This is a genomic window from Sphingomonas alpina (assembly GCF_014490665.1).
GTDB classification, from domain to species: Bacteria; Pseudomonadota; Alphaproteobacteria; order Sphingomonadales; family Sphingomonadaceae; genus Sphingomonas; species Sphingomonas alpina.
Genome location: NZ_CP061038.1, coordinates 3,929,168 through 3,948,992 on the forward strand (window position 1 = coordinate 3,929,168; position 19,825 = coordinate 3,948,992).

Here is a 19,825-nt window from a genome sequence, read left to right on the forward strand (position 1 = left end):
CGGATTCTCCATAATTTATATTCTTTTTTATATGTAAAATAATGCATCATCAATCCAGCAAATTCTACAGAAGCAAATGCACACCCAGTCCCAGGATCGCGATCGGCGCGACAAAGCGGATGACGAAACGCCACGCGCCGAGCATCCTCGGGGCCAACCCGGTCTCGCGCGCACCGATCAAGCCGCGACAGCTCCATCCTACAAAGACCGCTAGGAGCAGTGCGTTGGCGGGAAGCAGCAAGTTGGCGATGGTGAAGTCGAGCAGGTCGAACGCCGTCTTGCCGGTCATGCCGGCGAACGCGAGCGGGTGGAAATCAGACAGGGTGCTGAACGACAGCAGCGATGGCAGTCCGACGAGCCAGATCGCGAAGCCGGCCATCGCCGCCAGCGGCGCCCGGCCCATGCCGGTCTTTTCGCGCAACCATGCGACAACGGGTTCGAGCATCCCGACTGCGGTCGTGAACGCGCCGAGCGCGATCAACCCGAAGAACAAGATCGCGATGATCCGCCCACCCGCCATCTTGCCAAACACGATCGGCAGGGTGACGAAGATCAGATTGGGACCCTCTGCGGGCTTGAGGCCATATGCGAGAACGGCGGGAAAGATCGCAAAGCCCGTCAGCAGCGCGACGATGATCACACCGCCCGCCAGCGCCATCGACGATCGTGGCAACGACGATTCAGCGGGAAGATAGGCGCTATAGGTAATCAGCACGCCGACGCCGACCGCAGTCGAGAACAGCGCTTGGCCCAGAGCGGTCAGCACGCCCTCCGCCCCCAATGCGGCGAAATCGGGCTGGAGCAGAAATTGGGTACTTGGTCCCAGGCCGACCGTCAGCGCGTTGTAGATCACCAGCCCGATCAGGATCACGAACAGCGCGATCATCTTGATCCGCGACACTGTTTCGATCCCGCGCCGCACGCCCAGCCCGACCACGATCGCCGTCGCCATGATGAATGTCAGTTGTAACAGCCCGCCGCGGACGGGTGAAGCGGCGAGCGCCCCGAACATTGCGCGCGATTGCTCGGCATCGAACCCGGCAAACCCACGCGCGATCGACGCGATGCTGTAGTCGATCGCCCAGCCCGCGACGATGCTGTAATAACTCAATCCGAAAAAGGGGATCAGTAGACTCAAGGTTCCGATCGTACGCCAACCACGCCACGCACCCGCAGCGATAATGGCGCTGTCCACGCTCGTCATCGCGCTGCCATGCCCGCGCTTGCCGATCGCCATTTCGGCGATCATCAACGGCACGCAGATCGCCATCACGAAGAGAATGTACAAAATGACAAATGCGCCCCCCCCGTTGGCGCCGGCGACGTAAGGGAAGCGCCATAGCGTGCCGAGCCCGATCGCTGCCGCGCCGATCGAATAGAGGAACGCCAACCGCGACGACCATTGCTCCCCCTGAACCTCACCTTGTTGCATCATCCCTCCAATGTGTATCCATTGCTATATGATTATTGATGTAATCGGAAGGTCGGCGATTGACCAGCGCCGCGTAGCGGATAAGTTGTGCCGGTGAGCCAGCCAAAGAAAAATGAAGCGATGCCGCAATCAAAGGATTGCGACCCCCGTCTCGGCAATAATTGGCTTGAGGGCTATGTCCCGTATCAGCTTTATCGCCTGACCAACCGGCTCGATCGCCGGCTGCAGACCCGGTTGCGCAAATTGGGCATCAAGCCGTCGCCATGGCGCGTCATGACCGTCCTGCGCTCGCACGGCACCCTGGCAATTGGTGGCATCGCCGAACATTCGCTGATGGAACAGCCGACGGTTAGCCGCGTCATCGTGCAGCTGGAAGCAGATGGACTGATCGAGCGCGAGATATCGGCCGAAGATTCGCGGATCACACTCGTCACGCTCACGCCCGAGGGCGTCGAGAAAATCGATACGATCGTCGCCATCGCGCACCGCCATCAGGAAGAAGCACTATCCGAATTGTCCAGTGACGAAATCGCGCAATTCCGTGCCATCGTCGCTAGGATCGAGCAGAATATCGACTTCAACCAGTGACCGACTTCGCGCGACCGCCGATCCCTGCCGCGCCGCAGGCGATCGACGGGGCGATCCTGTTCTTCTACTATGACGATCTCGATGCCGCGGCGTATTGGTATCACGAGCTACTCGGTCTCGATATTCTGATGCGCGAGGAGTGGCTCGTGCTGCTGCAGCTGCGCCCGGGCTGTACCGTGGGGCTTGTCGATGCGATCGAAGGCAATCATCTGCCCCCGCGTGGCGGTAACCAGGGCGCGATGCTGTCGATCGAAACCAATCAGATCGAGGCGTGGTTGGAGCGATTCAAGGTCGCGGGACACTGTCCGCCGGATACGTCGCTCATATCGGGATGCAGAGGGCGAACGCTGGAATTCCGCGTGCGCGACCCCGGCGGCTATATGGTGGAATTCTTTCACTGGCTGGACCGGCCCTGAGCGGCTGACGTCGTTTGCGGCAATGCCGTGGCCTAAATTCTGCAGCCCTACCGTCGATATCTGCATCAATCGGATTGTTCGAATCGGCCACCAATGTGTCCCGCAAGAGCGCGATGCGAATTAACTTGCATTTGCATATATTTTTGCATTGATTGTTCCCATGAAGCGAGGGGAACGACCATGCGATTTCGATACCAACTGATTGCGGTTCTGGCAGCGAGTATGGCGCTGCCCGCCGTGGCGCAGGTCACGCCCGCCGTTTCTTCCTCTTCTTCCCGCGCGCGCGTGGCGCTGCAGGGCGTGATGCGCTTGTCGATCGACGCAACCGACGTCAATCGCGCGATTTTCACCGGCAGGCTGATCCTGCCGGTGGCGCAGGCCGGGCCGATGCTGCTGCTGTTTCCGCGCTGGGTGCCGGGACATCATGCGCCATCAGGCCCGATATCGCGGATCGCGGGGATTCATGTCAGTTCGGGTGGTCGTGACATCGCCTGGACGCGCGATCCGGTGCAGATGCATGTCCTGCACCTGACGGTGCCCGAGGGCGCAACCTCGATCGAGGTCGATTTCCAATATCTCTCGCCGACCGATCCGAAGATGGGTCGTGTCGAAGTGACGCCCGACATGATCGATCTGCAATGGACGTCACTGGCTCCCTATCCACAAGGTTATGCGTCGCGCGACATGACCGTCGAGGCGACCGTTAGACTGCCCGCGGGATGGGGATATGCGACCGCGCTTGACGTCGCCTCGACGCGCGACGGCATGGTGGTGTTCAAGCCGGTCGATTATGAAACGCTCGTCGATTCGCCGATCGTCGCAGGCCGCTATCACCGCCGGGAGATTCTCGACGCAGCGGCGACGGCGCCGGTGACGCTCGATCTGTTCGCCGATTCCCCCGAATCGCTTGCCGCGCAGCCTGAACAGATCGCGGCGCATCGCCGGCTGGTCGAACAGGCCTATAAGCTGTTCCGCTCACGTCATTTCGACCGCTACACATTCCTCACCGGACTGACGACGCAGATCGGCGGCCTGGGTGCCGAGCATCACCAGTCGAGCGAGAATTTCACCGCTGCCGGCTATTTCACTGACTGGGCCGCCAATGCACCGGCGCGCGAGTTGCTGCCGCACGAATTCGTCCATAGCTGGAACGGCAAGTTTCGTCGCGGCGCCGATTTACTGACGCCAACACTCGACGCTCCGATGCGCAACAGCCTGCTTTGGGTCTATGAAGGGATGACGCGCTATTATGGTGCGGTCCTCACAGCGCGCGCCGAGTTAAACACGCCGGAAGAGGCGCGCAGCAATTTCGCCGTATCGGCTGCGCTGATGGAGAATCGCGCCGGGCGCCAATGGCGACCATTGCTCGATACCACCAACCATTCGATTTATGCCGAAGGCGCTCAGCCCTGGCCCAACTGGCAGCGCGGATCGGATTATTATCTGGAGGGTCAGCTGCTCTGGCTCGATGTCGATACGCGGATGCGCGAACTGTCGGGCGGCAGAAAATCACTCGACGATTTTGCGCGTCCGTTCTTCGGCGTCGACGACGGATCGCACCGCCCAGTCCCGTATGTCTTCGAAGACGTCATCGCCGGGCTCAATGCCCAGGTGCCCTATGACTGGGGCAGCTTACTTCACGAGCATGTCGAGAAGGTGGCACCCCGCGCGCCCCTCGATGGGCTGGCGCGCGGCGGTTATCGGCTCGTTTATACCGATGCGCCGACCGACTTTTTCCGCGCACTCGAAAAGCAGCGTGGCGTGATGGACTTGAGCTATTCGATCGGATTGGTCGTCGATGCCGATGGCGCAATCGGGGACGTGCTGTGGGATAGCCCCGCATTTGCCGCCGAATTGACGATCGGCACTCACATTCTGGCCGTCAATGGTCAGGCATTCGAGGCGGCCAAGCTTCGGCAGGCAATCGGTGCGTGCAAGGGCAGTCCCCGGCCAGTGACGCTGACGGTTCGACGCGGGCCGATGGTGCGCGATGCGACCGTCACATGTGCAATGGGGCTACGCTATCCGCGCCTTGAACGCGATCCGGCGGTCCCCGCGCGACTGGACGCGATCCTGGCACCGCTCAAATAGCGGGGTCCATGAGCGTGTTGCGCAACCGTGTGGCGAGATCGCTTGGCCAGGCTTCGCTGGCACCGCTCGCCAGGTCGATCCGAACGAGTGTGACTGATCCCATCAACCGCTGCGCACCCGCGCAGCGGGCCTCGACGCCGAGCGTCAGCGCGCTGCGCCCCAGCCGCATGAGACAGAGGTCGAAATCCAGCAGTTCGCCCAGCCGCGACGGCGCAGTGAAATCGATCGCGACATTGACGGTGGGAACGCCCTTGCCCTGCCGAAGATGGAGTTCAGCGAAATCCTCGCCACAGGCGGCAAACAGATCCTCGACGATCGCGTTCACCATCTCGAAATAGCGCGGATAAAAGACGATGCCCGCCGCATCGACATGCGCAAAGCGAACCTGAGTCTGACGGATGAAGGCCATTGCCGGTGTCAGCCCGTTGTTTGCCGGCGGGGTATGGACACCGCCTCGACTGCCGTGTCGAGCGCCGTTCCCGCATCGTCAGCCAGCGCAGCGTTGCGCAACGCGCCCAGGCATGCCGCAGCATCCCGGCGCTGCATCAATGCGGGCACCAGCCCCATGAGCGTCGAAAAATTGCGCAGTCCGCGATCAAACGTATCACCATAGCCCTTGATAAGCGACTGGCACCGTATGACCTCGATCGCCAATGCTGTGTCCCGGTGCGCCACCTTGCCCGCCAGTGCCAGCCAGGCGTCGATCCGCTCTTGTTCCTCGACGAAGCGTAGACTGATCGGGCGCCACCGCCGCAGCCATGCCATGGTGCGCAACAGGATGAACCAGCGCAGGCTGGTGGTCTCGACATGACGACCTGACGTGAAGAACGGCGCAAGCAGATGATTGGCCGCTCTGCTGGCCAATATGCGGCGGCCGATCGGCGCGGGCAGCACCTCGCAGATTTCGCGCAGTCGCGGATGCATGAATTCCGTCACGCCGAGCAACTGATCCGGCGCCGCGCGGACTTCGCCGCGCACGCGTGCAAAACGATCGGCGCGCGTTTTCAGGTCGGCGACGCGGATCGTGTCTTCATAACTCATCCATAATGCAAGGTGGCGCGCGCCTTCGGCCGTCAGCGCATGGTCCTGCTGTCCGTCATCAAGTGCTGCCAGCGCTTCGAGCCGATCAAGATAGCGCGCGGCATAGGCCAGGTCCTGATAGTCGGCCAATCGTGCAGCGCCATGAAGCGCCAGCACCTGTGCGTTGGCCGGTAATCGTCCGCAAATACGCGCCGCCAGGGCTTGCCCTGCGAATGTCGTAGGCTGTGGCGGGGCCTCGGTAACGACGGACGGAAGCCGCACCGCACTGGTCGATGATTTCGTAGCCATACCGCCTGATGCGGGGGCGAATCCTGCGGCGAACCCACGTAGATTGGCGGGCACCGCGATACCGGCCTGTTCGATCGCCGCTTCGAACGCGGCGCGAGGGAACGGCAAAGCGTCACTGCCGCCCAGCGCACCGAACAGAATCGAACTGATCACGCTGCCGGCGCTATCGGCGGCCGCATCCATATCGAACCCGATGAACTTCTGCGCGCGCTTGCCCGCTGCTGCGACGATGCGATCGCTTGCCGCCGTGCCGTCGCCCATCGCGGTTTTTTCCGAAATGGCGTAGATGCGGTGGGTCGAGCTGATCAGCGTCGTACGATCATCACTTACAAAGCCTCGCAGGATCGCCCGTCCGCCCTCCATCAGTTCGGATGCGAGAACGATGTCGACATCACCTGGTACCGGCATCAATGCGAGCACCGGATCGCTGCCGTTTTCGGGCACCATTTCGATATAATAGACCGTTGAACCGGTACGCTGTGCGACACCGGGAACGGAGGTGCCTTGCGCCCGCCAGCCATTCGCTTCGGCAAGCGTCAGGATCCAGTCGGCAAGCACGCCGCCGCCTTGCCCGCCCAGCGCCAGGATCGCGATGGTGATCCGGTCCCGCGCCATCAAAAGGCGCGCCCGGCACGCGCGCGGTCGCCGTGTCGTTGGAGCAACCCGATCACCGATGCGCGGATCCGATTGCGCAGCCGATCCCACCGCGTCGGATTGGTAACGATACTTGCACGATAGAAGCTCGGGCATAGCACCGCGGCATGGCTGACTTCGCCGCATAGGCCGCATCCGACACAACTGTTGTCGACATGCGCGATCGGATCGCGGCGCAACGGATCGGGGTTGGGTTTGATCGTCAGCGAGGGACAGCCCGACAGGCGGATGCAGCTATGGTCGCCGGTGCACGTATCGGGGTCGATGCCGAAGCGATCGCGCACCACGCGCCGCCCTTCGCGCGCGGCCCGGGCGATCAGCGGCTTTTCGCGGCGCTGCTTGTTCAGCATGCATTCGGACTGCGCGATGATCACCTTGGGGCCGGTCTCGGTCGTGGTCATGGCCTCGCGCAACGTGTCACGCATCCGTTTCAGATCATAGGTTCGGGTGACCGAACGAACCCACTCCGCTCCCACCCCGCGTACAGCCTTTTCGATCGGGCTGTTGGTGGTGCGGAACCGGTTTTCGGCACGCGATGACGGAATGTCCTGTCCGCCGGTCGCGGCGGAATAGCCATTGTCGACGATCAAGGTGACGGTGTCATCCTTGTTGAAGACCGCATTGCCGATGCCGGACGTCAGTCCGTTGTGCCAGAAGCCGCCATCGCCCATCACGGCGATTGCGCGCTTGCCGTCAGGACGAAAGGCCGAAGCGCCTGCGGTGCCGAGGCCATAGCCCATCGTCGTGTTGCCGATGTGGAACGGCGGCAGGATCGAAAACAGATGACAGCCAATATCGGCCGAGACATGCGCCGGGCCGAGTTCTCGCTCGACCAGCTTCATCGCCGTGAAGATGGGACGCTCAGGGCATCCGGTGCAGAAACCGGCGGGCCGTTGCGGCACGTCGCCGGGTACGAGTGCGGGAACGCTGGGCACGGGCGCTGCCGGTTCGGGTGCAAGCGCCGGTGCCCATTCGGCCAGGAAGGTCGCCAGTCCTTCCCTCAACACCTGTCCCGAATATTCCCCCGCACGCGGCAACACGTCCTTGCCAACGATCCGGGTTGGCAGATCGGCACGGCGGATCAGGGTATTGAGTTCGTGTTCGATGAATTCCGGCTGCCCTTCCTCGACGACCAGCACTGCGCGCTTGTGGCGGCAGAAATCGGCGATTTCATCGGGCACCAGCGGATAGGCAACGTTAAGGCAATAGACCGGCAGCAGCGCGCGACCCTGCGCGTCCGACAGACCGATCAACTCAAGTGCGCGGTTGAGCGTATTGAACAATCCGCCCTGGACGATGATGCCGATCTCGCCGGTGTCGGGCCCGAACCGCTCGTTCAATCCATGCTCACGGATAAAGGCCAGCGCGGCGGGCCAACGCTGTTCGATCTTCTCGACTTCGTGCAGGAAATTGGCGGGTGGCAGCACGATCCGCTGCGTATCGCGCACCGGATGGCGCGCGGCGTCCGCAACGGTCATCGCCGGGCGTACATTGTCCCTTGCCGCAAACCGTCCGGTCATATGACATGCGCGCACGCGCAATTCGAACATCACCGGCGTGTGGGAAGCTTCGGAAAGGGCGAATCCCTTTTCGACCATATCGACGATGCTGGTCAGATTCGGCCGGGGATCGAGCAACCATATCTGCGATTTCATCGCAAAGGCATGCGTGCGCTCCTGCATGATCGACGAGCCTTCGCCATAATCCTCGCCGATGATGATCAGCGCGCCGCCGGTCACGCCGCCCGACGCAACGTTGGACAGCGCGTCGGACGCCACATTGGTGCCGACCACCGATTTCCAGGCGACCGCGCCCCGCAATGGATAATTGACCGACGCCGCGAGCATCGCCGCGGCGCTCGCCTCCGATGCGCTCGCTTCGAAATTCACGCCCAGTTCGAGCAGCAGATCGTTGGCGTCGGCGAACACATCCATCAGATGGCTGATAGGCGATCCCTGATAACCGCCGACATACGCCACGCCGGCCTGAAGCAATGCCTTGGTGACGGCCAATATGCCTTCGCCGTGGAACATTTCCCCCTCACCCAGGCGGAGCAGCTCCACCTCGGCCTTGAACGAACGCTCTGCCATCGCTCAATCCGCGACGAGCGCGAGTACGCGCAAGGGGCTACCCGATCCGCCCTTGATCTTCAGCGGCGCTGCAAGGATCAGCGCGCCCACGGGGGAAGCTGATCGAGATTCTCCAGGCATTGCAACCCATAACGCCCCGCGCCGTGGAACAATGTATGCGCGGGATAAGCGGGATCGAGCAAATGTGCCTGCCCGGCATCGGTGCCGATCGTCTCGACGCCAAAACCGTGCGCGTCGCGCGCATCGACCAGGAAGCGCACCGCTTCCACCGACGGGCCGGGGGTATGCGCGCCATCCTCGCGGCGATTGACATACTCCTCCACCGACCGTTTCGACCAGTCGGTCCTCATCAACACCCAATGGCGCGGCGGGATGCGGCCATGTTCGGCCTCCCATTGCTCGATATGCGCCACGGTGAGCAGAAAGTCAGGGTCTTCCGCCGCCTCGCGCGATACATTAATGACCACGGCGGGGGCGATGAAATCGGCTGGTGGAATGGCATCAACCGTGTTTGCCGGCAGGTCCTTGCCCGTGATCCAGTGCACCGGCGCATCGAAATGCGTGCCGGTGTGCTCGCTCATCGTGAAATTATTCCAGTACCAGGCAACGCCGCGTTCGTCGTAGCGGCTGATCTCTTCGATCGAAAAGGGCGCGCACTGGCCAAATTCGGGTGGCAGCGACAGGATCGGCGTGTCCGGCGACAATGACTGGGAAAGGTCCACCGTACGCACCGCGCCGTTTGCCAGCGCCTCCGCCATGCCGGCAAGGATCATGTTTGTCGGATTGATCATTTTCCCATTCTCTCCGGTTCTTTTTCGCTCAAAGCAGGATGGCAGAGAAACTTGCATTTGCAAGTTTTATTCGTTTGCCGAAGGAGAATGGACGCGCTTATCTGGCGAGAAGGGAGACAATGATTTGGCAATCGACAACAGGCTTCTCGGCGACCCCGGCACGCCAGCTTTCCGGCTCGATCAATATCCCTTCTATCTGCTCAACCGAGCGGTCAGCCGGTACAATATCATCATCGACGCGCGGCTCCGCTCGATCGGGATCGACATTCCCACCTGGCGTGTCCTCATGGTGCTGGGCGAACGATCGCCCCGCAGCATCGGCCAAATCGCCGAGGCGGCGGTCATCAATCTTTCGACGATGATGCGTATCGTGCAGCGCATGACCAATGCGGGGCTGGTGTCGAACGCCCCCAATGCCGCTGACGCGCGCGTCACCGATGTTCGGCTTACCCCGATGGGCGAAGACATACTGGACAAAGCGCGCCGCCTGACCGCGCCCATTTATGCCAAGCTGATCGCCGGTTTTTCGGCGCGCGATTTCGGCCGTCTGATCGTATTGCTCACGAGGCTCGATGCCAATCTCGACGGCATCCCGCGCGATACCACCGATGGCGATGCGAACGCTCCCGCGTAAACAAGCGCCACCCCTGTGAAGGGGCGGCGCGATCTTCATACGGGAGAGGGGACGTCGCGAACGGCGCGCCCTGCCGTTCATCAGAATTTATAGCTGCCGCGAAGCCCCCAGCGGCGGAGACTGGGGATCACGGCGGCGCCATTTGCGAACCCGAAATCGAACGACGAGGTATAATATTTGGCGTCGAACAGATTCTCGACATAGGCCGAAATGCGATAGGTATCGGTTTCGATGCCGAGACGCAGGTTGACCTTGTCATAGGCATTTATCCGGAAGGGAAAGACCGGCTGCCCGGTCGCCACCGCCGCGATATTGTTGACGTTGGTATAGGCATCGCTGGTGTAGAAATATTCGCCGCGCAGGAACGCACTCATCGTACCGGAAACGGGAACGCTATATTGCGCGAAGCCCGATATCGTCCAATCGGGTGCCTTTGGTAGCGGCTTGCCTGACAAGTCGATTTTGCCGAAATTGGTGCGCGCATCGACGAACTTGCCGAACTTGGCATCCATGTAACCAAGGTTGAAGCCAAGCTCGAGTCCACGAATCGGCGCGGCGACGAGTTCGAGTTCGACACCCTTGCTGCTTGCGCTCGCGGCGTTCGAAATGCCGGCAAAATTGATGATCGCGCCGCTCGAATCGACACCGACTACGCCCGAACTCACCTGGACATCCTTCCAATCGATATAGAACAGGGCAAGATTGGCGCGCAGCTTGCGATCGAACCAGGTCGATTTCATGCCGATCTCATAATTCCACAGCGTCTCGGCGCCAAAGTCGCTCCGCGCCCGCTGCGGATCGAGCTGGAACCCGCCCGATTTCCAGCCCTTCGAGGCACTGGCATACAGGTTGACGTCCTGGCTCACCTTGTATTTCAGCACCGCGCGCGGCGAAAAATCCTCGAACGACTTCTTGCCGGCCACCTTGTCGAGCGGCCCGCCAAATTCGATCTGATCCTCGAACCGCTCGATCGTGTCGTGCGAATAGCGCCCGCCAAGCGTCAGGCTCAGTGCGTCGGTGAAATCATATGAGGCCTCCGCGAACACCGCCTTGGAGGAGATCGCCTGGCTGAAATGCGACAATTCGATCACAAAGCCTTCGGGCAAGCCGATATCGTTTTCCTTGCCCGCGGAGATCAGCTCTCCGTTGCGGATCTTGTCGCGGGCAATGACGCCGCCGATCGTCCATTTGAACGGACCGCTCCCGACCGACTGGACACGGAGTTCTTCCGACAGGCTCTGGCGGGTATTGTCGTTGAAGCCCTCACGCAGGAAATCCTTGCTGGAAAAGTCGAGTTCGCCCGCGCGGTGGAATTTCGCCGATCCGAACCCGGTGATGCTGGTGACGCCGACCGTCTCGCCCTCCCACTGGATGCGGCCGACGGCAATATGATATTCGTTATCCACCTTCAGCGGCGCATCATGCGCATAGTTGCGGCGGTTGTCGGGATAAAAACCCAGATTCTTGTCGACCGGACATGTGAAGGTCACGCCAGGGCAGATCGATTTGATGAAGCTGCCCAGAACACCGGTATTGATCAGCCCGAAATCGTCGTCATGCTCTCTGGTGTAGTTATACGACAGGTCGATCGTCAGCTGGTCGGTCGGCGTCGCGCGCAGCGACAGGCGCGCCGCCTTGTAGTCCCGGCCATTGCCGCCGCCGATCGGATGCTTGTTGCGGAATTCTCCGTCCGAGCCCTCCCATTTCGCCGCCGCCCGTATGGCCACGGTCGAACTGAGCGGCACGTTGATCGCGCCGCTTACTTCGGCGGTGTTGAAGCTGCCGAACATCGCGTCGATTTGACCCGAGACACCCGATGTCGATGGCCTGGCGGTGCTGAGGCTCATCACGCCGGCCGACGCGTTGCGCCCGAAATAGGTGCCCTGTGGCCCGCGCAGCACCTCGATCCGTTCCATGTCGAGCAGATGCGGATTGAGCGCAATGTGCGAAATGTTGAAATCGTCGAGATAGATGCCGAAGGACGATCCGTTGCCGCCGACATTCGAGATTCCGCGAATGGCGAGGCCGAGCGCGCTGTCCGACACATTGTTGCCACTGCGAATCGGACTGTCAGTGATGAACACGTTGGGCGTGCTGGCGAAATAGCTGCCGACATCCCTGATATTGGCGCGTTGCATATCCTCGGCACTGAATGCCGTAACGGCGACAGGCACTTGCTGGATGCTTTCCGAACGCCGCTGCGCGGTGACGACGATGTCCTCGACGCCTTCACTTTCGGTATCTTGCGGCTGCTCGGGTTGTACGGATGGCGCAGTTTGTGCCTGCGCCGGGATAGCGATCAACGTCAGCCCCGCAACGATCGCCGCCCAGCTGGAGCCCGTGGCGAGGCTCTTTCCGAGCCCTGACTTCAGGTTTGTCATCATCTCCCGTCCCCTCCTCATCATTATTATTGCGGATCACGCTTCGCGGTGCCCTGAAAGGAGTGATAAACGCTTTAGACTTAAAACGAAAGCACAAAAATGAATATGAAGATGAATATAATTGCACGATTTGGCGCCTGACGGGAAGGCAGCGATTCTGATCGCGTGACGATACGTGCATGCAGGATCCTCCGGCCCACATGCAATGCAGCGGGCCGGGTCGGCCATGTCGTACGAGAGGCGTCGTCGTTAGAAGGCGGCGAATCCCGTCTGGGCACGTCCCAGGATCAGTCCGTGGACGTCGTGCGTCCCTTCATAGGTATTGACCGCCTCGAGATTGAGCATGTGGCGGATCACGCCGAATTCATCGGCGATCCCGTTGCCGCCATGCATATCGCGCGCGACCCGCGCGATCGCCAGCGCCTTGCCGCAATTGTTGCGCTTGAGGAGGCTGATCGCCTCGGGAGCCAACAGGCCCTCGTCCATCAGCCGCCCCGCCGCAAGCGCCGCCGAGAGCCCGAGCGTTATCTCGGTTTGCATGTCGGCGAGCTTCATCTGGAACAATTGCGTGGCGGCGAGCGGGCGGTCGAATTGGACCCGGTCGAGCCCATAGCGTCGCGCTGCGTGCCAGCACCATTCGGCCGCGCCCAGCGCGCCCCAGGCGATTCCGAAACGCGCCTTGTTCAGGCACGAAAACGGGCCTTTCAGCCCCTCGACCCCGGGCAGGAGGCGATCGGCCGGGATGGCGACCTCATCCATCACAATCTCACCCGTCGCCCCTACACGAAGCGAGAATTTTCCCTCGATCTTCGGCGTCGAGAGGCCCGCGTCGCCGCGCAGCAGGACAAAACCGCGAATGATGTCGTCATCGCATTTCGCCCAGACGATGAACAGGTCGGCGAGCGGCGCATTGGTGATCCACATCTTCGTGCCGCTCAACACATAGCCGTCGGCGGTTGCGCGTGCGCGCGTGCGAAGTGCGCCGGGATCCGATCCAGCACCGGGCTCGGTGAGTCCGAATGCCCCGACCCATTCGCCGCTGGCGAGCAGCGGCAGCCACGCGTCGCGCTGCGCATCGGTGCCAAAAGCATGGATCGGATGCATGACCAGGCTGGACTGCACCGAAAGTGCCGAACGATATGCCGAATCCACGCGTTCGATTTCGCGCGCGATCAACCCATAGGCGACATGGTTCGCGCCTGCGCAGCCATAGCCTTGAATGGTCGGGCCAAGCAGACCGGCGGCGCCCAATTTACGCATCAGCGCCGTATCGATGCGCTCGTCGCGAAACGCATCGCGCACCATCGGCATCAACTCGGTTTGCGCAAAGCCGCGCGCGGCGTCCCGGATCAGGCGCTCCTCATCGTTCAATTGTGCGTCGATCATGAGCGGATCGGCCCAATCGAAGCTGACCCGCGCGTTCATGCGCCGGCGTCCAAATCTGGAATGACCGCCGTCGTTTCAATTTCGATCCGCGCCGCGGGCTCGATCAGCCCCGCCACCTGCACCACCGCCATCGCCGGGAAATGCAGTCCGATATGCGTGCGGTATGCGGCACCGATCGCAGCGAGGTTGGCCGAATATTCGTCGCGATCGGTCACGTACCAGGTCATGCGCACGATATGTTCGGGCCGTGCGCCGCCGGCCGCCAGGACCGCGACGGTGTTCCGCAGGATCTGCTCGAACTGGCTCACCATGTCCGGGCCGACAAAGCGCTCCTGCGCGTCCCACCCGACTATGCCGCCAGTGAAGATCGTTTCACCGCGTGCCTTTATCCCGTGCGAAAAACCACGCGGCCGCTGCCACCCGTCGGGCAGCAGAATCATATTGCTCATGAATTTTCCCTGTTTTGTGCCGCCCGTGCGGTGGCAAGGTGCTGACGTGCGATGATGACTCGCTGAACCTCGGATGCACCCTCGTAAATTCTGAGCGCGCGGATTTCGCGGTACAGCCCCTCGACCGCCACACCATGAACGACACCCAGCCCGCCGAAGATCTGCACCGCGCGATCGATCACGCGCTGCGCCGCCTCGGTCGCGTGGAGCTTGGCCATCGCCGCCTCGCGCGTGTTCCGCACACCCTGCACATCAGCCGCCCAGGCGGCGCGATAGACGAGCAGCGCCGACGCATCGATGTCCAGTGCCATATCGGCAAGTTGCGCCTGAACGACGGCATTGCCCGAAAGCGCCGCACCGAACAGGCGACGCCCTTCGGCGCGCATGGTCGCTTCGTCGAGTGCGCGGCGCGCGAAGCCGAGCGCGGCTGCGCCCACCGTCGGGCGGAAGATGTCGAGCGTCGCCATCGCCGCGCCAAATCCCGCGCCCGCACGCCCGATCATCGCATCGCCCGGCAATCGCATGGCGTCGAAGCGCAATGTCGCCAACGGGTGCGGTGCGATGACGCGAATGCGTTCGGCGATGGTGAGGCCGGATGTGTCGGCATCGACGATGAACGCCGAGATACCCTTTGCGCCGGGAGCCTCGCCGGTGCGGGCGAACAACACATAGTAATCGGCGATCCCGCCGTTCGAGATATAGGTCTTGGCGCCCTCGACCAGATAGAAATCGCCATCGGCGCGTGCCGAGGTCGCCATCGCCGCGACATCCGAACCTGAATCGAGCTCGGTCAGCGCGAATGCCGCCATCTTGGCGCCCGATGCCACGGCGGGGAGATAGGCCGCTTGCTGCGCGGGGGTGCCGAACAGCGAGATCGTTCCCGATCCGAGTCCCTGCATCGCAAACACGAAATCGGCGAGGCCCGAGTGACGCGCGAGCGTTTCGCGGATGATGCAGAGCGAGCGCACATCGATCCGGTCATGCACACCGCCGAACGCGCGCGGTACGGCATAGCGGAGCCAACCGCCCGCGCCCAGTCGCGCCAGCAGCGCGCGGCAGGCGGCGTCGACGTCCTGCTCGTCATGCGCCTCCGCCAGCCCTTCGGCCACGCACCACGCATCAAGATCGGCGGCAAGGCGACGATGCGAATCATCCAGGAACGGCCAGTCGAGAAAGCTGTGGTCGGGCATTTAGTTTCCCTCGAATATCGGCGTGCGTTTGGCGGCGAAGGCGTCGAACGCACGGCGGAAATCCTGAGTCTGCATGCAGATCGCCTGCGCCTGTGCTTCCATTTCGATCGCGGTTTCGATGCTGACCGCCCATTCGATGTTGAGCTGAGTCTTGGTCATGCCATGGGCAAAGGTCGGGCCTGCCGCCAGCGCCCGCGCGGTGGCCAATGCCTCCTCATCCAGTGCTTCGGGCGCGACCAGCCGGTTGTGGAATCCCCAGCGCTCGCCCTCCTCGGCGGTCATCACGCGCCCGGTGAACAGCAACTCCGACGCACGCCCTTGTCCGATCAGCCGCGGCAGAATCGCACAGGCGCCCATGTCGCACCCGGCGAGCCCGACACGCGTGAACAGGAAGGCGGTCTTGGCGCGCGGCGTTGCGATGCGCAGGTCGGACGCCATCGCGATGATCGCGCCCGCGCCCACGCACACGCCGTCGATTGCGGCAATCACTGGCTGCGGGCACGCACGGATCGCCTTGACCAGATCGCCCGTCATTCGCGTGAAGGCGAGCAATTCGGGCATGGCCATCCCGGTCAACGGCCCGATGATTTCATGCACGTCGCCACCCGAGCAGAAATTGCCGCCCGCGCCGCGGATTACCACCGCCTTGACGGAATCGGCATAGACCAGCGCGCGAAACAGGTCGCGCAATTCGGCATAGGATTCGAATGTCAGCGGGTTCTTGAGCGCGGCACGATCAAGCGTAACCGTGGCGACGCCCGCGTCGAATGCCCAGCCGAAATGCCCGGGAGCGAATGTTTCTGGTGTCATGTCTTTGCCTCATCCTCGCTGTCCGCAGCGATTGATAGTTTGAGCGCACCCAGCAACTCGAACAGCGCTTCGCGCTGCGCGGTGTCGAGCCCGCCGAGCATGCCTGAAATCCAGCCGCGATGGACCTTGGCCAATGCGTCGAAATAGTCCCGCCCTTCGGGCGTCAGGCGGACGATCGATGCGCGCCGATCGACCGCGCCGGGCGCCAGTGCGGCATGCCCATCTTTCTGAAGCGTCTTGATGAGGCCGGTGACATTGCCGTTGGAAACCAGCAGCGAGCGCGACAGCGCGCCCATCGTCATACCGTCCGGATGCCGCGCCAGCGCCGCCAGCACATCGAACCGCGGCAAGGTGGTATCGTAACGATCGGTCAACCGTCGCTTCAGCCGCTTTTCGATCACCATCGTACAGGACAGCAGCCGCAGCCACAGCCGCACATCGAGCGGCCCGGCCAGCGCGCCATCATGTTTTTCGCGAAATGCCGTTGCCTTCACATCACTTCTCCCCCGGCGATCGCAATCGCCTGTCCGGTGATCGATCCGCTGTCGGGCAGGCAAAGCCACAAGACGCTTGCCGCCACTTCCTCGGGCGTGATCAACCGCCCCTGCGGATTGAAGCGCGCAAGTTCGGCGCGCGCCGCGTCGGGCGTCCGGCCCGAGATGCGCGCGATATTGGCCGCGGCTTCGGCGACAATCGCCGTATCGGTAAAGCCGGGGCAGACCGCATTCACGGTCACCGACGTTCCGGCGAGCTCGAGCGCGAGCGAGCGCGTGAGCCCCAGCACGCCATGCTTCGCCGCGGCATAGGCGGCGGTATAGGCATAGCCCTTGAGCGCGGCGGTGCTTGCCACGGTTACGATGCGCCCGGCGCTGGCGGCGCGAAGGTCGGGCAGCGCGGCTTGGGTGCAATGGAACACCGCGTCCAGATTGATCGCCATCATCCGCCGCCAACCGGCCGCATCGATCCGGGCAAAAGGCGTGGATTCGGCGGCGCCGGCATTGTTGATCAGGATCGTCACTGGCCCATTCGCCGCGCGGGCGTGCGCCAGCGCGGCATCGACCTGCGCGCGATCGGTGACATCGGCAGTCACGGCGGTCCCGTGCAACGCGTGCGCCAGCGCCTCGATCGGCGCGGCACGGCGCCCGACCAGTGTCAGCCGTGCCCCCTGCGCCGCGAGCGTGCGAGCGATCGCGGCGCCGATCCCGCTGCCGCCACCGGTCACGATTGCATGATGCCCCTCGAGCGGCCTCATGCCTTCAACACCGCTTGTTGCTCGGCCGCACGTTGCAGATTGCGCCGCAGCTGGTCCATCCCCGCCTGATAAGGCGGCGGCACCGCCACCGCGCCATAGCCTTGCATCGCCGCGGCGCGCAGCGTCCACATCGGATCGATCAGATGCGGTCGCGCAAGCGCGACCAGATCGGCGCGCCCTGCCGCCAGGATCGAATTGACGTGATCGGGCTCGAATATGTTGCCCACCGCCATCGTCGCCAGACGCGCCTCGTTGCGGATCTGGTCCGAAAAGGGCGTTTGAAACATCCGTCCATAAACCGGACGCGCCTCGATCGAGGTCTGACCCGCCGAGACGTCGATCAGGTCGGCCCCCGCATCGGCAAAGGCTCGTGCGATCCGCACTGCCTCGTCGGGCGTGACGCCTGCCGCGCCGGTCCAGTCATGCGCGGAAATGCGCACGGACATCGGTCGTCCGGCGGGCCATGCCGCGCGCATCGCCGCGAAGACTTCGAGCGGAAACCGCAGCCGGTTCTCCAGGCTCCCGCCATAATCATCGGTGCGCCGGTTCTGCAGCGGCGTGATGAAGGATGAAAGCAGATAGCCATGGGCCGCATGCAGCTCGACCATGTCGAAGCCTGCCGCGATTCCGCGCCGCGTCGCATCGACAAAGGCCTCGCGCACCGCATCCATATCGGCGCGCGTCATCGGCTGGGGTGCCTGATTGGCCGGCGACCAGGCGAGGTCTGACGCGGCGAGCAATGGCCAATTGTCCGATTCGAGCGGTGCGTCCATGCCTTCCCAGCCGATCCGCGTCGATCCCTTGCTCCCCGCATGGCCGAGCTGGAGGCAGATTTTGGCCGCGCTGTTGGCATGGACGAAATCGGTGATCCGCCCCCAGGCCACCTGCTGCGCGTCGCTATAGAGTCCGGGACAACCGGGCGTGATCCGGCCGTCGGGCGTTACGCACGTCATCTCGGTGAACACCAGCCCGGCACCGCCCTGCGCACGCGTGCCATAATGCACCAGGTGGAAATCCTGCGGCACGCCGTTCACCGCCGAATAGGTCGCCATTGGCGAGACGACGATGCGGTTTGCCAGCACCATCTCGCGCAATTGGAACGGCGCGAACATCGGCGGCGTGGCGGATGAGGCCGGATCGACCGGCGCACCCGTCGCGTCACCCAGGAACCAGCGCTCGACCGACTCGAGCCAGGCGCGGTCGCGCTCGCGCAGATTTTCATGGCTGATCCGCTGACTCCGCGTCAGCAATGAATAAGCGAACTGGATCGGCGCGAAATCGAGATAGCGATCGAGCGTTTCGAACCATTCGGTTGAATTGCGCGCCGAGTTCTGGAGCTTGAGCACCTCGATGCTGCGTTCGGCCTGATATTCCGCAAGCGCATCCGCCTGGGCGAGCCCCGGCCGGTTCAGCACCTCGGCCAGTTTGATCGCGTCCTCGAGCGCGAGCTTGGTGCCCGATCCGATCGAGAAATGCGCGGTATGTGCGGCATCGCCGAGGAGGATCAGCTTGTCGTACGACCAGCGATCGCACAGCACACGCCGGAAACTGAGCCACGCCGCCGATCCGCGCAGATGCGCCATATTGCCCATGAGCTTATGGCCGTCGAGATGCCTGGCGAACAGCGTTTCAGCGAAACGGCACGTCGCATCCTGATCCATGACGTCGAGCCCCAGCCCGCGCCATGTCGTCTCCGAACATTCGACGATGAAGGTCGATAGTCCGTCATCGAAGCGATAGGCATGCGCCCAGACCCAGCCATGAGGCGTCTGTTCGAACGCGAACGTGAACGCGTCGAATATCTTGTTCGTGCCGAGCCAGACGAACTTGTTCGCACGCTGCTGAATGTCGACGCCGAAATGCGCCGCATAGGCGTCGCGGCATTTGCTGTTCACGCCGTCCGCCGCGATGACGAGGTCATAATCGGCATAATCAGCCAGGTCGGCGGTGAACTCATGTTCGAAATGCAGCCGCACGCCCAGGTCGCGCGCGCGTTCCTGAAGGATCGCCAGCATCCGCTTGCGCCCGATGCCGATAAAGCCATGCCCTGACGACCGGATCGATTCGCCGCGGATACGCACATCGATGTCATCCCAATGGGCGAACTCGCCTTCGATGACGGCCGCGCTTACCGGGTCGTTGCAGCGCAGATTGGCAAGCGTCTGGTCAGAAAACACCACGCCCCAGCCAAAGGTGTCGCCGGCGCGGTTGCGTTCGAACAGGTCGACCTCATGCGCCGGATCCGCCAATTTCATCGAAATCGCGAAATACAACCCGGCCGGGCCACCTCCAAGGCAGGCAATACGCATCGTCTCTCCTTGGCTTATAATGA

17 protein-coding genes are annotated in these 19,825 nt (G+C 62.7%); 4 read left to right on the top strand and 13 right to left on the bottom strand.

The window, feature by feature from the left end; all coding sequences use genetic code 11:
- Nucleotides 1-64 precede the first annotated feature (64 nt).
- A complete protein-coding gene (locus H3Z74_RS18215; RefSeq protein ID WP_229726656.1) occupies nt 65-1,432 on the bottom strand; it encodes a sodium-dependent transporter in 1,368 nt (455 codons plus the stop codon).
- Between the two features lie 93 nt (nt 1,433-1,525).
- Between H3Z74_RS18215 and H3Z74_RS18220 the strand changes: the two genes are divergently transcribed.
- The 3 genes from H3Z74_RS18220 to H3Z74_RS18230 all read left to right on the top strand — a co-directional run bounded on the left by H3Z74_RS18220 (nt 1,526) and on the right by H3Z74_RS18230 (nt 4,527).
- A complete protein-coding gene (locus tag H3Z74_RS18220; RefSeq protein WP_187760991.1) occupies nt 1,526-2,020 on the top strand; it encodes a MarR family winged helix-turn-helix transcriptional regulator in 495 nt (164 codons plus the stop codon).
- Nucleotides 2,017-2,436, top strand: coding sequence for a VOC family protein (locus H3Z74_RS18225; protein ID WP_229726657.1), 420 nt, complete (start codon nt 2,017-2,019; stop codon nt 2,434-2,436). The genes H3Z74_RS18220 and H3Z74_RS18225 overlap by 4 nt, the downstream gene beginning before the upstream one ends.
- 222 nt (nt 2,437-2,658) lie before the next feature.
- The gene (locus H3Z74_RS18230; RefSeq protein ID WP_229726658.1) at nt 2,659-4,527 is read left to right on the top strand and encodes a M61 family metallopeptidase; all 1,869 of its coding nucleotides are present in this window, start codon (nt 2,659-2,661) and stop codon (nt 4,525-4,527) included.
- Here H3Z74_RS18230 and H3Z74_RS18235 read toward each other — a convergent pair.
- From H3Z74_RS18235 to H3Z74_RS18250, 4 genes are all read right to left on the bottom strand, one after another.
- Complete coding sequence (locus H3Z74_RS18235) at nt 4,520-4,936, bottom strand: acyl-CoA thioesterase (protein WP_187760993.1); 417 nt, start codon at nt 4,934-4,936, stop codon at nt 4,520-4,522. The genes H3Z74_RS18230 and H3Z74_RS18235 overlap by 8 nt on opposite strands.
- An 8-nt stretch (nt 4,937-4,944) precedes the next feature.
- Nucleotides 4,945-6,471 carry an indolepyruvate oxidoreductase subunit beta family protein gene (locus tag H3Z74_RS18240; protein ID WP_187760994.1) on the bottom strand — a complete coding sequence of 509 codons (1,527 nt, stop codon included), beginning with the start codon at nt 6,469-6,471 and terminating at the stop codon, nt 4,945-4,947.
- Nucleotides 6,471-8,600: an indolepyruvate ferredoxin oxidoreductase subunit alpha gene (locus tag H3Z74_RS18245; protein ID WP_187760995.1), complete on the bottom strand. Its 2,130-nt coding sequence runs from the start codon at nt 8,598-8,600 to the stop codon at nt 6,471-6,473. Before H3Z74_RS18245 ends, H3Z74_RS18240 begins: the two co-directional genes overlap by 1 nt.
- Nucleotides 8,601-8,677: 77 nt before the next feature.
- A complete protein-coding gene (locus tag H3Z74_RS18250; RefSeq protein ID WP_229726659.1) occupies nt 8,678-9,391 on the bottom strand; it encodes a cyclase family protein in 714 nt (237 codons plus the stop codon).
- Here H3Z74_RS18250 and H3Z74_RS18255 point away from each other — a divergent pair.
- Nucleotides 9,372-10,025: a MarR family winged helix-turn-helix transcriptional regulator gene (locus tag H3Z74_RS18255; RefSeq protein WP_187760996.1), complete on the top strand. Its 654-nt coding sequence runs from the start codon at nt 9,372-9,374 to the stop codon at nt 10,023-10,025. The two genes, H3Z74_RS18250 and H3Z74_RS18255, sit on opposite strands and share 20 nt — an antisense overlap.
- Before the next feature lie 80 nt (nt 10,026-10,105).
- Here the strand turns inward: H3Z74_RS18255 and H3Z74_RS18260 are convergent, their stop codons facing one another.
- From H3Z74_RS18260 to H3Z74_RS18295, 8 genes are all read right to left on the bottom strand, one after another.
- Complete coding sequence (locus H3Z74_RS18260; RefSeq protein WP_187760997.1) at nt 10,106-12,406, bottom strand: TonB-dependent receptor; 2,301 nt, start codon at nt 12,404-12,406, stop codon at nt 10,106-10,108.
- A 249-nt stretch (nt 12,407-12,655) separates the two neighbouring features.
- Complete coding sequence (locus tag H3Z74_RS18265) at nt 12,656-13,831, bottom strand: acyl-CoA dehydrogenase (protein WP_187760998.1); 1,176 nt, start codon at nt 13,829-13,831, stop codon at nt 12,656-12,658.
- On the bottom strand, nt 13,828-14,241 hold the full coding sequence (locus tag H3Z74_RS18270; RefSeq protein WP_187760999.1) for a RidA family protein: 414 nt from the start codon (nt 14,239-14,241) through the stop codon (nt 13,828-13,830). The genes H3Z74_RS18265 and H3Z74_RS18270 overlap by 4 nt, the downstream gene beginning before the upstream one ends.
- Entirely contained in the window at nt 14,238-15,431 is a 1,194-nt protein-coding gene (locus tag H3Z74_RS18275) for an acyl-CoA dehydrogenase family protein (RefSeq protein ID WP_187761000.1), read from the bottom strand. Before H3Z74_RS18275 ends, H3Z74_RS18270 begins: the two co-directional genes overlap by 4 nt.
- Nucleotides 15,432-16,241 (bottom strand): enoyl-CoA hydratase family protein, encoded by an 810-nt coding sequence (locus H3Z74_RS18280; protein WP_187761001.1) that lies wholly within the window; start codon nt 16,239-16,241, stop codon nt 15,432-15,434. It abuts the gene before it with no gap.
- A complete protein-coding gene (locus tag H3Z74_RS18285; RefSeq protein WP_229726660.1) occupies nt 16,238-16,735 on the bottom strand; it encodes a MarR family winged helix-turn-helix transcriptional regulator in 498 nt (165 codons plus the stop codon). The genes H3Z74_RS18280 and H3Z74_RS18285 overlap by 4 nt, the downstream gene beginning before the upstream one ends.
- Entirely contained in the window at nt 16,732-17,493 is a 762-nt protein-coding gene (locus H3Z74_RS18290; RefSeq protein WP_187761002.1) for an SDR family NAD(P)-dependent oxidoreductase, read from the bottom strand. Before H3Z74_RS18290 ends, H3Z74_RS18285 begins: the two co-directional genes overlap by 4 nt.
- Nucleotides 17,490-19,802: a bifunctional salicylyl-CoA 5-hydroxylase/oxidoreductase gene (locus H3Z74_RS18295; protein ID WP_187761003.1), complete on the bottom strand. Its 2,313-nt coding sequence runs from the start codon at nt 19,800-19,802 to the stop codon at nt 17,490-17,492. The genes H3Z74_RS18290 and H3Z74_RS18295 overlap by 4 nt, the downstream gene beginning before the upstream one ends.
- Nucleotides 19,803-19,825 lie beyond the last annotated feature (23 nt).